This window comes from Streptococcus pluranimalium (assembly GCF_002953735.1).
GTDB classification, from domain to species: domain Bacteria; phylum Bacillota; class Bacilli; order Lactobacillales; family Streptococcaceae; genus Streptococcus; species Streptococcus pluranimalium.
Genome location: NZ_CP025536.1, coordinates 669,799 through 683,660, shown reverse-complemented (window position 1 = coordinate 683,660; position 13,862 = coordinate 669,799). Strand labels below are relative to the sequence as shown.

The 13,862-nt window shown below is 38.8% G+C and carries 10 protein-coding genes and 1 pseudogene; all 11 read right to left on the bottom strand.

Annotated elements, in window-relative coordinates; genetic code table 11:
* Positions 1–15: 15 nt before the first annotated feature.
* Entirely contained in the window at positions 16–1,062 is a 1,047-nt protein-coding gene (locus C0J00_RS03485; protein WP_104967582.1) for an ArsR/SmtB family transcription factor, read from the bottom strand.
* Position 1,063: 1 nt separating this feature from the next.
* On the bottom strand, positions 1,064–2,311 hold the full coding sequence (locus C0J00_RS03480; RefSeq protein ID WP_104967581.1) for an MFS transporter: 1,248 nt from the start codon (positions 2,309–2,311) through the stop codon (positions 1,064–1,066).
* A gap of 12 nt (positions 2,312–2,323) precedes the next feature.
* On the bottom strand, positions 2,324–2,638 hold the full coding sequence (locus tag C0J00_RS03475) for a hypothetical protein (RefSeq protein ID WP_104967580.1): 315 nt from the start codon (positions 2,636–2,638) through the stop codon (positions 2,324–2,326).
* 150 nt (positions 2,639–2,788) lie between these two features.
* Positions 2,789–4,699 (bottom strand): beta-glucoside-specific PTS transporter subunit IIABC, encoded by a 1,911-nt coding sequence (locus C0J00_RS03470; RefSeq protein WP_104967579.1) that lies wholly within the window; start codon positions 4,697–4,699, stop codon positions 2,789–2,791.
* Positions 4,700–5,003: 304 nt separating this feature from the next.
* Positions 5,004–5,846, bottom strand: coding sequence for a BglG family transcription antiterminator LicT (licT, locus tag C0J00_RS03465; RefSeq protein WP_104968820.1), 843 nt, complete (start codon positions 5,844–5,846; stop codon positions 5,004–5,006).
* Between the two features lie 225 nt (positions 5,847–6,071).
* Positions 6,072–7,847, bottom strand: a complete 1,776-nt coding sequence (locus C0J00_RS03455; RefSeq protein WP_199773977.1) for an ABC transporter ATP-binding protein — start codon at positions 7,845–7,847, stop codon at positions 6,072–6,074.
* Positions 7,847–9,589, bottom strand: coding sequence for an ABC transporter ATP-binding protein (locus C0J00_RS03450; RefSeq protein ID WP_104967577.1), 1,743 nt, complete (start codon positions 9,587–9,589; stop codon positions 7,847–7,849). The genes C0J00_RS03455 and C0J00_RS03450 overlap by 1 nt, the downstream gene beginning before the upstream one ends.
* A gap of 36 nt (positions 9,590–9,625) precedes the next feature.
* The gene (locus C0J00_RS03445; RefSeq protein WP_104967576.1) at positions 9,626–10,105 is read right to left on the bottom strand and encodes a GNAT family N-acetyltransferase; all 480 of its coding nucleotides are present in this window, start codon (positions 10,103–10,105) and stop codon (positions 9,626–9,628) included.
* 3 nt (positions 10,106–10,108) lie between these two features.
* Positions 10,109–11,476: an MATE family efflux transporter gene (locus C0J00_RS03440; RefSeq protein ID WP_104967575.1), complete on the bottom strand. Its 1,368-nt coding sequence runs from the start codon at positions 11,474–11,476 to the stop codon at positions 10,109–10,111.
* Positions 11,477–11,479: 3 nt separating this feature from the next.
* Positions 11,480–11,872: pseudogene (locus C0J00_RS10620) on the bottom strand (NUDIX domain-containing protein); the annotation flags it as partial.
* A 96-nt stretch (positions 11,873–11,968) separates the two neighbouring features.
* On the bottom strand, positions 11,969–13,840 hold the full coding sequence (locus C0J00_RS03430) for an ABC-F family ATP-binding cassette domain-containing protein (RefSeq protein WP_104967573.1): 1,872 nt from the start codon (positions 13,838–13,840) through the stop codon (positions 11,969–11,971).
* Positions 13,841–13,862: the final 22 nt, after the last annotated feature.

Here is a 13,862-nt window from a genome sequence, read left to right as displayed (position 1 = left end):
ACAGTGACGTGTTTTTTAGAGATCAAAATCATTTTGTAAGCGTTCAATGATTTCTTTCAACAGAGAACGGTTAATACGGTATTTAGCTGAAGAGTCATCCGTCGCAAACAAAAGAATACTGGCATTGATCAGTTTTTGTGTATGGAATGTCACATTGGCTGAGGTAATCTCCAACTTATTAGCGATATCCTTACTTTTAACATCATCCTTGAGACTTTCAAGTAAAACTTGGTAGCGGGTTTCGTCGCCCAAAGTCTTTAAGGTTAGGGCTAGGGTTTCCTCAGTCAAATCTCGCTCTTCTTCTTTGAGCAACCTCTCAACTTTAGGATATAAAAAGCAATAAACAGTTTCTGATTCAGCATTGGTATCATAAGAGGTAGCTATAAAAGGGTACCAGTTTGACACAATGAATAACTCACAATGATTTTTACCACTTTTTTCAATAATGCCCTCAAGGTCAAAACTAGAACCTTTGTATAATTGAGGCACATCAACACTGTCACCAAATTGAAAACACTCTTCTCTCGTCGATTCGTGATAAGGTTGATAAAGGGGCAAGATGTTTCGATAGAGAGATACCAGACCATCACGATAAGTCGTTGGATGATGGTAAGCCCACAAAATTCGCCATCGAAGAGATAAGGATTCAATCCTTGCTTCTAATTGTTCAATGATATCATCATCTTTATCAAAATCATCTTGATCCAGCTGTAATATCCCTCGACAAATGCTTTTTTTGATGTCATAGCCACTCACTTGTGACATATACGTTAAAAAACCTTCAATCGTCTTAGGATCATGCCCATTACTCAAAGAAGCTAAATAAAGGTCAATAGCAAAATGACTAATGGTACTCGTCGATAGAAAGTAAGTTTCAATGTCTTTATGATAAGGTTTCAGCATAGCTTCGAAGTCACTAAGTTTTTGAAACTCCTCTTGAAGAATGAGTCGTTGGTTCTCTGTCAAGATGTCACTATAAGATTGTAACCAATTATCAGCTGTTAAGGGAAACAAGAGCTGATCCACAATACGACTTCTGTATTCATGATAGTGATAATTCATGTTAAACCTCAACTGATTTTATAGTCATAGTATAAAGGAAAAGCAAGCTACAAAGCAAGATTAAAAACCAAAAAATATAGGTAAGTGGTAAAAGCACGACAAGACCTGACAATATAAATTGAAAGACCACCATACCCAATGAGAAATAAGTCACCATTCCATTAAAAACAACTCCTAAATTTTCTTCTGCAACATGGTTATAAACAAGTGCACTGATTTTAGGATTTAAAGCTCCAGAAGTGACACTGATAATGAAGATACACAACAACACCAAAGCGGTATTTTGAAGCAGCATTGCCAGATAAACAAGGATACTCAAGACAATACTAATTTGAAAAATAGGTTTTAAGGTCATTTTTTTAAACACAAGGTCAACCGTTAATCCTCCTAAAATCGTTCCCAAACTCATAGCAATGGATAAAACAGCGATACTAAAGGACTGACTAACAATAATAGCCTTAGGATAGTCATTTAAAATCAAAATATAAAGGATAGAGACACCAATGCCGACGGCATTCAATAAAGGAGCAATAATTATACTTTCTTTCAAGGCTGGTATGGCGAACAATTCTTTTAATCCTTCTTTAAAAGATTGGAGAAAATGATGCTTTTCACCTTTTTCTGAAGATTTTGTTGAAAGCTCAAGTGGTTTTTGGATAAACAAAGCTTCTAGACGACTTTTGATTGCTAGGATAATAAGTGCTGCAAGTAAAAAGGTTATAGCATTGATAAAGGCAATAGCTTGATAGCTAAACCAAGTTAATAAAAAAGCACCAGCACTATTAAAAATAATCCTACCCGTCGCAGCAATAGAAGAACTCAATCCCATAGCTTGCGGACGCTCCTCATCTGATACCAAGCGTAGCGACACAGGTCTAAAGAGAGCATTTTCAAAGAAACCTGACATATCAGAACAGAGATTGACCAAAATAGCGACTAAGACAATCCATAATTGTGGTTTAAATCCTAATAGTAATCCTAGTAGGGCATACAGGGCAACACGAAAAAACTGACTTGCCAAAATACCAAAAACTTTTTTAGAATAACGATCTGCTAGGTAACCCAAGAAAGACCCTAGCATGACAGGAATCATTTCTGAAATACCAATCAAGGCAACTGCTAGCTTTGTTTCAGGAATCTGCAAGACATAAGACATGAGGGCTAGGTAAAAAAGGATATCACCAAAGTTAGAAATATTATCCGAAATCAAGGTGGTCATATAAAGCTTATTACTTAAAATTTTCTTCATCAGCTTTCTCTCCTATCTCTTGTCCACCACTAAACGCCCTAAATAAGGCAAGTCAATCGTAAGTCTCTCATCCTCTAAGTAGTTGATAGTGATCTCCTCGTCCAACTGACAAGTCACAAGAGCAACCCTAGCTCCTACTTCTTCAAAGGATTTGTAACCTATTTTGATGTAATCATACACCAATTCTTGAAAAGTTGGAAAATCCATCTCAAAACCTGACTGACAATAATAGTCGACTGCTGAAAAATCACCACTAATCTTAAGTGATTTCGTGAGGCTTTTTTGATTTAACAAAAACACTACCAACTCTTGTAAGAACTTTTTCATAGCTATCTCCTTAAAACAATTTCAATGTTTATTGAATTTTTATTTAAATAAATAATAAACTTTATTTTATATTTTGTCAATAACTATTAAATAAAATTTTAGATATTTATTTAACAAAAAAATCCCTCCCGAAGGAAGGATTCCATGATGTTATTTAACAGTTGTAAGAAGATAATCTCCTGTGTTAACACGACCTTCTTGTGTTTTTAAGACATCTGTGTAGACATCTGTGTTTGTTACGATGATTGGAGTGATAACTGGAAGTCCAGCTGCTCTGATAGCATTAACATCAAACTCAAGAAGTTTTTGTCCTGGGGTCACTTTGTCCCCGACTTCAACAAACTTCTTGAAGCCTTTACCTGCAAGTGATACAGTATCCATACCGATATGGATTAAGATTTCAGCACCATTTTCAGTTTTTAGACCGATGGCATGATTTGTTGGGAAGACAAGTGACACTTCTGCATTGGCTGGTGCTACAACAACACCATCTGCTGGATCAACCGCAATCCCTTTACCCATAGCACCTGAAGCAAAAACTTCATCAGGCACATTTTCAAGAGCAACAACATTACCAATGAGTGGGCTGGCAATGATTTCTTGTTTGATATCAACAACTTCTTCAGCTACTACAACTCCAGCTTCTTCAACTTTTTCTTCTGTTGGAGTTCCGTAAAGAGTTGGAACTGGTACAAGCATTTGGATAGCGAATGAGAGAACAAATGCTGCTACCGAGAAAGCAATCAAAATCCACATTGGTGTTAAACCTAGAGTTGGACTAACATAACCTGGATACATGAAGATACCTAGGGCACCCATAGCGTAGTTTTTAATATCAAAGAAAGATAAACCAGCTCCAATAATCCCTGAAACTACGCAGGAAATGTAAAACGGTGTTTTCATTGGAAGCGTCACACCATAGATAGCTGGCTCGGTAACACCAAAGACAGATGAAATAAGGGCTGGTGCTGAGATTGTTTTAACTTTTTGTTCTTTCGTTTTCAACATAATAGCAGAAAGAACACCTGTTTGTGTAAAGTTAGGGAGAGCTGCAGCAATTAGAACATTAGACCAGCCATTTTGTGAGAACTGTAAGATGGCAAGTGGAACAATTGCCCAGTGTAAGCCAAACATAACCATAACTTGCCATAAAGCCCCGAGCAATAAACCGTAAAGTAGTGGACTGAATGCCATAACAGATGTGAATCCCATTGATAGTAAATCAGAGATGAAGTTAGCCAGTGGTCCGACAACCAAGAAAGTTAGTGGCACAGTGAGTAAAATCGTCACAAATGGCACAATGAAAAGCTTAATAACGTCTGGTGTAATTTTACGCATAAACTTCTCAATGTTTGAACCTACCCAAATAGCAAGAATAACAGGCATTACGGTTTGAAGATAGCTACCTGCTGCAGGCAATTGGAAAGGAATACCGAGTACCTTATCGAGCCCAGCTTCTTTCAAAACAGGAACAGTAGTTGGTAAGGTTGGGTAAACTAAAGCAGCCGCAATCGCAATCGCTGTAAACTCACCCATTTTAAATTTACGAGCTGCTGTTAAGGCAATTGCTATTGGTAGAAATTGGAAAAAACCATCTCCAGCAGCATTAAGGATAACATAAAGAGCACTATTTTCTGCACTCATTCCGAAAACAGCACCAAGAATAGCCACAAGACCTTTAACGATACCAGCAGCTGCAAGTGCTCCCAAGAAAGGTTGGAAAATTCCTGAAATCAAGTCAACAAAACGATCAAAAAGATTACCTTTCGCAGTATCACCCTCATCTGTATCAAGTGAGCCAACTCCTTGAACTCCTTGTTCAAGTACTGCTGCGTAAACATCTGGAACGTGATTTCCGATAACAACTTGGTACTGTCCACCAGCTTTGACAACGGTAACAACACCATCACGTGCTTTTAAGTAATCTGTATCAGCCTTTGATTCATCCTTCAAAACAAAACGTAAGCGTGTAATACAGTGACGAAGATTGACAACATTGTCTTTACCACCAACGTGAGCGACAATATCTTTTGCCAACTCAGTATAATCTTTTTTAGCCATTAGGGCTCCTCCTAAATATTTGTTTATTGGATTGCTTTAGGCAAACAAAAAACCTAAACAAATACCAAATAAACCGCCAACATGTCCTAAGACCGCTGCCTTGTTTATCTTGTATTTATTTAGGTTTTGCCTGCTTGACCAGTAACAATCCATCTAATGTCTATTATAATAACAGACTTATCTGAATAATGCAAGCGCTTTTTTATATTTTTTCTAAAGATTCTTCAAAGCAAATGATTTTCTGGCTTGATTATTCCAAAGCTCACTTAACAAGGTGCAAAAAAATAGCCTTTCAGCTATTTTATTAACTATTTTTACTGTCTTCCATTCTTTGAATGTGAATGGTCAAATAAACTTTCTCATCGATGCTCATCTCGAAATCATAATGTTCTTTAACATAATGAGCAATCTTTTGCGTACATGAAAAGCTATCAGGGTAATTCTGTTTCACTTGGTCATATAAGAAGGCATCATTTGATCCTTGCACCACACCATTAATCACACGCTGAGAAAAATACTGCAAATGCGTCACAAATCGATTATAAGAGATACTATCTTCTGCCACCATTTGCCCAAAATGCAAACGGACAATTTCCAAAATATCAATGACCATGCGAGTACTTCTTTGAGATTTACTAATCCCGCCACTTTCAGACTGGGCATTGATAAAATGAAGAGCGATTGATGATGCCTCATCATCTGGAATAGAAAGTTTCAATTCCTCACTCAAACGAGCAATCATATCTTTAGCCACCTGATATTCTTTAGGATAAAATTTTCGAACTTCCCAAGCTAGTGGATTGGAAATGGAGACCCCTTGTCTCATTCTGACGACCATAAAATGTAAATGGTCGGTTAATGACAAGTGCAAATGACTATCAAAGGTCAGTTCAAGTGCTTTTTCAGCCCTATCTATCAAATAGACGAAGAGATTAAGTTCCTTATCTGGTAACTGTTCATAGAGGTCAGAGAGGTCAGAAGAAGTCTGCTCACTTTGTAGGGTAAAGACTTTTTCAATCTTCGTTTGATCAATCATATCACCAACTTTTTTCTGGAAACCTAGGCCTCGCCCCATGACAATCAATTCTTGCCCAGATTCATCCTTCACTTGAATAACGTTGTTATTATAGACTTTTTCAATGATCATGTCTTCCCCCATCTTATCCATTCCATTTATTATAACAAATCAAAAGAAGTCTGACAAAATAATTTTGAAAACCTTTTCTTAAAAAGATCATAAAGATAGCAACAACATAGACCATCAAAAATTTGTCAGCCACCCGCTTAAGTAATGGTCTTCTTGTTTCTCTCATCGAAAAACGGAATTGAAGCATCACAAAAAGCATTGACATCATCGTCAATGCTTAAGCTCCTAGTCTTCTTGGCTAGCAAATTGGCTCATGTAAAGATCATGATAGAAGCCTTTATCAGCCAGAAGGCTATCATGGTTACCTTGTTCGATGATTTGACCATCTTTAAGTACTAAAATTTTATCAGCTTCTTGAATGGTTGACAGGCGGTGAGCGATAACAAAACTGGTACGTCCTTGCATCAAACGCCTCATGGCTTTTTGAATCAGTAACTCCAGACGTGTATCAACAGATGAAGTTGCTTCGTCCAAAATCAAGATTTTCGGATCAGCTAAAAGCGCACGCGCAATGGTCAAAAGCTGTTTCTGACCTTGTGAGATATTGCTTGATTCTTGGTTCATCTCCGTCTTATAACCACCCGGCAAGGTTCGGATAAAGTGATCCACATTAGCAGCCTTAGCAGCTTCTATAATGTCCTCATCAGTCGCATTGAGATTTCCAAAACGTAGGTTTTCTTGGATAGTACCTTCGTATAACCAAGCATCTTGTAAAACCATACCAAATTGCTGACGGAATTCTTGACGCGAAAGATTTCTAATGTCATGACCATCAACTGTGATAGCTCCTGATGTGACATCGTAGAAACGCATGAGGAGATTAATCAGAGTTGTCTTACCTGCACCTGTCGGACCAACGATAGCAATCATTTCCCCCGGTTTCACATCAAGATTAAAATCACGAATAAGTGGTTTATTCTCAACATATTCAAAGTCAACATGATTAAAGCTGACCTGACCAGTCAAATCATGTTCCAACTCTTCCATAACTTGATTACTCTCATCCTCTTCATCAATAACAGCAAAGATACGGTCCAAAGATGATTTAGCACTTTGGAGCAATCCTGCTAGTTGAGAAATGGTCTGGATAGGTTGGGAAATCTGCCAAGTGTATTGGACAAAGGCCTGAAGATTACCTATAGTCATTTGACCAGAAATAACTTGAAGTCCACCAAAAATAGCTAATATCAAGTAAATACCATCCGAAATAGCATGCAAAACTGGCATCATCATCCCTGAGATAAAGCTAGCCTTAAAACCAACTTCTTGAAGATTTTTAGTGATTTGACGAAATTCCTCAGCTGAAGCTTCTTCTCGACCATAGAGCTTCAAGACATTAAAGCCCGTTAACTTTTCTTGAACAAAACCATTCATATCACCTAATGCATTGGCTTGTTTCTTGAAGTAAGGTTGTGATTTTTTGACAATCGCCTGCGCTGTAAAATAAGTCAAAGGAATCATCAAGATTACAAAAATAGAAAGTTTCCAGTTAAGGTAAATCACCATCACCACAACCAAGATGATGCTTAAAAAGGCGTTGACAATCTGTAAAAAACTCTGTTGTAAAGCGTTAGAAACAGTCTCCACATCATTCGTAAAACGCCCTAACATATCACCGAACTGGTGTTTATCAAAGTAAGATACGGGAATCCCATTGATTTTTTGACTGAGATCACGTCGCAAATCCCTAATACTCTTTTGGACAGCCTTAGTCATAAAATAGTTAGAACCATAAGCGCCAATTTCATAAATGAAAGCTCTGAAAGCATAAATTCCTAATACCCAAACGATGTACTCAACATTGATATGAGCACCAGTGACCCCTTTCGCCATATCAAGAAGATTTTTAGTCAACTCTGTGATAATCAATCCTAAGACAAAAGGCTCTAGAACATTCATAATCGCTGCTAAAGATTTAAGGAAGATAGCACAATAGACAGCCCCTTGATAACGTTTTAAATAGGACCAGAGGCGTTTAAAAGCATGTGTTTGATGTATCATTAGGCTTCTCCCTCCTCTAAGTTTTTGTTGTTAAGCTGAGAATTAGCGATTTCACGATAAATCTCGTTAGATAGCATTAGTTCCTCATGAGTACCACGACCAACAATCTCCCCCTCATCAAGGACAATAATTTGGTCAGCATCCATAATGGTTCCAACACGTTGTGCCACAATTAAAACTGTCGCATCTTCTGTAACTTCTTTCAAACGACGACGAAGGGTCGCATCGGTCTTGTAATCAAGCGCTGAGAAAGAATCGTCAAAGATATAAATATCTGGCTTTTTAACAATGGCACGCGCAATGGACAAGCGTTGCTTCTGACCACCTGATAGATTGGAACCGCCTTCAGCTAAGTGCGTTTCATAGCGCTCCTCGCGACTATCGATAAACTCTCTAGCTTGGGCAACATCACTGGCCTCATCAAGCTCTAATCCAGTCGCATCAGCCTTCCCATATTTGAGGTTTTCCCCGATTGTTCCGGTAAAGAGCAAAGCTTTCTGCGGAATAAAGCCAACTTTTTGACGAAGGGCTTTAAGGTTATAGTCTCTAACATCAACACCATCCACTAAAATGCGACCAAAAGTCACATCATAAAAACGTGGAATCAAGTTGACCAGAGATGATTTCCCTGAACCAGTCGATCCAATAAAGGCAATGGTTTCACCCGGTTTCGTTTTGAAGGAAATATCATGCAAAACTGGTGATTCTGTCTCACCCGGATAGGCAAAGGTCACATTATCAAACTCAAGGTAACCTTTCGTTTCTGTCTCCTTAACCCCGTCTTCATTTTTAGAAATGGACAGTGGCATCTCCATCACTTCAACAATACGCTGACTTGAGACTGCCATACGAGGATACATGGTAAAGAGGTTAGCAAAGAGCAAGAAAGAAAATAGAGCATGGAAACTGTACTCAATAAAGGCAACCAAATCACCAATCTGCAAGTCTCCCCTACTCAACGGATCAAGAGCAAACCAAACAATAGCCACAATCATGGCAATAATAATTTGCACAAAGAGAGGCTCGGTCAAGCCTGTCAGAATAAAGAGAGATTGAGAGGTTTCCGAGTAAGCCTTATTTTTCGTGTCGAAACGTTCCTCTTGGAAATCCTCACGAGCAAAAGCACGAATCACACGCAGACCTGTTAGATTCTCTCGAACATACTGGTTAATCTTATCCAGTGTTTTTTGTTGTTTCTCAGAAAGCGGACGTGTCTTGATAGCCACATAAGCTACAACCCAAGCTAAAAATGGAATAGCTACCGCAACGATCCAAGCCATAGATGGGCTAGTGGTAAAAATCATGACCACTGAGAAAACCATCATCATCGGAGTTACCATACCCAGACGCAAACTTTGTTCCGCAAATTGCATTAAAACAAAGGCATCACTGGTCATACGGGTTACCAAAGATGAAACGCCAATCTTGTCATATTCATTGTGCGAATAGTCTTGCAACTTATCATACATGTCATTACGCATGTCTTGAATCATGGTTGTCGTTAATTTTCCAGCAGCATAGGCCAAAACAATCCGCCCAATAATCCCCAAAATAACGACAACCAACATCATCCAGCCCCAAAAATAGAGGCGGTCAACATTGCGTGTGTTTATCCCTTCATCAATCATCCGAGCCAAAATAGTCGGCAGACCTAAATTGACAACGACGAAGAGAAAAGCTCCAAAAATATCTAAAAACAACCACTTAGGGTATCTTTTTAAATAAGACCATATTAATCCCATATTTTCCTCTCCTAATTAAACCTTCTTTGCTAAATCTTATCTTTTTAAATCTTTCATCATCCAAATCGTCATAGCATGGTGCCCATTGTCGTTAGCTATGGGTGCATCCATATGTTTAAACTCTAAACTTTCATATAAACTCAGGGCTTGTGCCAAGACTTCTGTAGTTTCTAAATATATCTTATCATACCCAGCCTCTCCAGATGATACGATAACTTGCTCCAATAATTTCCGTCCTATTCCCTGACCTCTAGCATTTTCTAGAACATAACATTTTTGAAGTTCACTAATAGCGTCTGTAATTTTACCAAAGCCAGCACCACCTAAGACCTGATCATTTTCGACTACCACAAAGTAAGCTGATGACTGATCCTGTCCATAGGCCTTAGCCAAATCATCTAATGATGGCTCAAAATAAGCTGTTCCTGGTTTATCAAGTCCCACTGCTTCCAAACTATCACGGATAATCCTAGCCATTTGTTTATTATCCCCTGACTGAATAGGTCTAATCTCCATCCCTTACACCACTCTTTCTAAAGGATTGCCAGTCTTATAACGCTTCTCGATATGAGCCATACGCAACCGTAGGAGGATACCACAAGAAAAGAGTCCAGCAATTAGTCCAATCCAATAGGCTTTTGGTCCCAAGGTCGTCATCAAATCGAGCCCCCATCCCACTGGAAGTGCAATCGCCCAGTAAGCAGAAACACCTATCACAAAGGGATAAGTGGTATCCTTGTAGCCTCTCAAAATCCCCTGAATTGGAGCTGCGAAGGCATCCGCCAATTGGAAGAAGAAAGCATAAATCAAGAACTCTGTCGTTAGCTGGATAAAGGTATCTCCTGATCCATAAAGGTATGCCACTTGTGCTCTAAAGAAATATAGGAAAGTCAAGGTCACAATTGCAAATAGCATTGCTGTCAAACGCCCAATTTTTGCAAAATCACGAGCGGCTTTGTCATCACCTGCTCCAATCTCAAAGGAAATAGCAATAGGCATGGTGATGGAAATGCTAAGTGGAAAGGCATAGAGTAGGGTTGTAAAGTTCATAGCAGATTGATGAGCTGAGATGATTTCTGTCGAAAACTTAGCCATGAAAAGACCGACCGTCGCAAAAATAGCCACTTCTGCAAAAATCTGTAAACCAATTGGAAGTCCCAATAAAAAACCTTGTTTCAATAATTTTCGATTGGGAGCTGTCCATTGCCAGACTTGGAAAGACTTAATTGTCGGATGAACCAGCATCACTGCAATGACTACTAATAAAAGCAGCCAATAGGCTAAAGCTGTTCCTAATCCAGCACCTGCTCCTCCCATTTCAGGAAGCCCTAATTTCCCATAAATCAAAATATAATTAAAAAAGGAATTAAAGGGCAACAAGAGCAACATGAGGTACATGGAAACTTTAGTGAGACCTAAAGAATCAAAGAAAGATCGACAGACACTAAATAAGAGAAACGGCAAAATACCGACTGACATCCATGACAAATACTCTTGTCCAATAGTCACGACAGAAGATTCCAGATTAAAATATGCCAAAGCTGGAATAGCTCCAAAACGTACCAGAATCCAAAGTACAGCTGACAACATCAAGCCAATATAAATAAACTGATGAAAGTCATCCTTGATTTTATGACGATTTCCCTTTCCTAAATGTTGCCCAATAATAGGAACCAAGGCTGACACAATACCTGTTAATAAGGTAAAGAAAGGATTCCACAGGCTTCCTGCCATGGAAACGCCTGCCAAATCAATCGTGCTATATTTTCCCGTCATCATGGTGTCAATAAAAGTAGCCGAAAAATTGGCAAATTGATAAATTAAAATAGGGAAAAACAATTTGAGAAACAAATTGAGTTTTTCCTTTAAGTTTTCTGTTTGATACATTGTTTAACCTTCTGATAAGATTTCCCAGTCTAAAAAATAGCTGGCTTTTAAATGTGGATCTAATAGTTTTAGGATAAGTGGAGAGGCATTTTGAGGCGTTAATTGATCAAGATCGACCCACTCAAAACCTTTTGAATCATTCATTTCTCCAGTTTCTAAATGGCTAGCAAGCTTCTGGATAGGAACATCGTTGATCTCAATATCATAAACCGCAAAAATGTGATGAACTGTCTCCTGTTCTCCTTTTGCTTTAACAAAAGTGTCAAAAATACGATTATGAGAAGAAACTTTGAGTTCAAATCCCGTTTCTTCTTTTAGTTCTCTCTCAAGTGTTTCCAGTAAACTTTCACCAGATTCCTGACTACCACCCGGTAAGTCATAACGCCCCTTGTAAGGTCCTCTATTTTTACGGACACATCATAACTTACCGTCCTTAATACAGATACCATAAACACCAAAATGAGATAAATAAGTCATTTTTATCCTCCTACCTCAATCAACCAACTCACTTAAATACTCATAACGTTCATATTTCTCAAGCAGTGTTTCATTTTTGGCATCTAAGTCACGCTGTAAAGTCGCTAATTCACCATAATGACTAGCATTTTCTATCATGGCTGCTTCAATGCTCTCAATCTCTGCTTCCAACTGAGCAATATCTTCTTCAATACTTGCCCACTCTTGCTTTTCAAAATAAGACATACGTTTCTTCTCTTGGCGCACTTTTTGTGTTTTTGGTACTTCAACTTTCGCCATCATTGCAGCACTATCAACTTCAAATGCCTTTTCGTCAAGATAATCCGTATAGTTACCATAAAAGGCATTGATGTGACCATCTTCGAAAGCTAGGATTTTATTGGCAACCTTATCCAAGAAGTAACGGTCGTGACTTACCGTAATCACAGGACCTGCAAAGCCTGATAAGAAATTTTCCAAAACGGTTAAGGTCGCAATATCAAGATCATTGGTCGGCTCGTCTAGCAAAAGAACATTTGGCTTTTCAATCAAAATCTTTAAGAGATAGAGACGCTTTTTCTCTCCACCGGACAACTTAGCAATCTGAGTCCCATGAGTTGAACGTGGAAACAGGAACTGCTCTAAAAGCTCACTAATACTGGTCGTCCCAACAGTCGTCTTGACCTCATCAGCCACTTCCTGCAAATAAGAAATCACGCGCTTACTCTCGTCCATATCCTTGATTTGCTGCGAGAAATAGCCGATACGAATGGTCTCACCGATGTCTAGCTTACCAGCAGTCGGCGTCAATTCTCCCGTCATCAAATTGAGCAAGGTTGACTTCCCAACACCGTTGTCTCCGACAATCCCGATGCGATCCTTATTTTGGATAATTAGGTTAAAGTCAGAGAGGATTTGCTTGGTGTCATCGTATGAAAAGTCAACGTGTTCAAAATTGACAACTTTTTTCCCGATACGGCTGGTTTCAAAATTGATTTCCAAGTCCTCTGAGCTAGTGTCTTGGTGCACATCTTTTTTCAAATCATGGAAACGATTGATACGTGCCTGTTGCTTGGTCGCACGCGCTTGCGGTTGCGTGCGCATCCATGCCAATTCTTGCTTATAGAGTTGTTTCTTTTTATGCATGGTAGCCGCATCACGCTCGTCCTGCTCCGCACGCAGACGCACATAATCTTGATAATTCCCTTGGTATTCCGTCAAACGACTATCATCTAATTCAAAAATGCGTGTTGCCACATTATCCAAGAAATAACGGTCATGGGTGATAAACAGGACTGTTTTTTTAGTATTGGTCAAAAAATGAGTCAACCAGGCAATAGTATCAATATCCAAGTGGTTGGTCGGCTCATCCAATAGCAATAAATCCGCATCACCAAGTAAGACTTGCGCCAATTGCACACGACGACGAAGGCCACCTGATAAGGATGAAACCTTTCGCGTTAAATCAGAAATTCCAAGTTTAGATAATACCGTCTTGACGTCGCTTTCGATAGTCCAAGCGTTAAGAGAATCCATTTCAGCCATGATTTTCTCCAGGTCTGACTGTTTGTCCTCCGAATAATTAGCCATAATAGCCTCGTAATCACGAATCAATCGCATTTCACGCAGATCCGATGATAAAACTGTATCCAAGACCGTTTTATTCTCATCAAATTCAGGCTCCTGAGTCAAATAAGAAATCTTATAGCCATTTGCCTTGATAAAGGGTGATACATCACCATCAAAACCCAATCTTTCTGAGATAACATCTAATAGGGTCGTTTTCCCCGTCCCATTAACACCGATAATGCCAATGCGGTCCAAATCATGAATAATAAAAGAAATATCCTGAAAAACAGTCTTGTCTCCCACTGATTTGGTTAATTTTTCAACAATAAAATCACTCATTTTATACCCTTTTCTAGGCACC

Coding starts and splice junctions, on each gene's coding strand:
- C0J00_RS03485 (WP_104967582.1), bottom strand. CDS start 1,062: ATGAATTATCACTATCATGAATACAGAAGTCGTATTGTGGATCAGCTC.
- C0J00_RS03480 (WP_104967581.1), bottom strand. CDS start 2,311: ATGAAGAAAATTTTAAGTAATAAGCTTTATATGACCACCTTGATTTCG.
- C0J00_RS03475 (WP_104967580.1), bottom strand. CDS start 2,638: ATGAAAAAGTTCTTACAAGAGTTGGTAGTGTTTTTGTTAAATCAAAAA.
- C0J00_RS03470 (WP_104967579.1), bottom strand. CDS start 4,699: ATGGCTAAAAAAGATTATACTGAGTTGGCAAAAGATATTGTCGCTCAC.
- licT (WP_104968820.1), bottom strand. CDS start 5,846: ATGATCATTGAAAAAGTCTATAATAACAACGTTATTCAAGTGAAGGAT.
- C0J00_RS03455 (WP_199773977.1), bottom strand. CDS start 7,847: ATGATACATCAAACACATGCTTTTAAACGCCTCTGGTCCTATTTAAAA.
- C0J00_RS03450 (WP_104967577.1), bottom strand. CDS start 9,589: ATGGGATTAATATGGTCTTATTTAAAAAGATACCCTAAGTGGTTGTTT.
- C0J00_RS03445 (WP_104967576.1), bottom strand. CDS start 10,105: ATGGAGATTAGACCTATTCAGTCAGGGGATAATAAACAAATGGCTAGG.
- C0J00_RS03440 (WP_104967575.1), bottom strand. CDS start 11,476: ATGTATCAAACAGAAAACTTAAAGGAAAAACTCAATTTGTTTCTCAAA.
- C0J00_RS03430 (WP_104967573.1), bottom strand. CDS start 13,840: ATGAGTGATTTTATTGTTGAAAAATTAACCAAATCAGTGGGAGACAAG.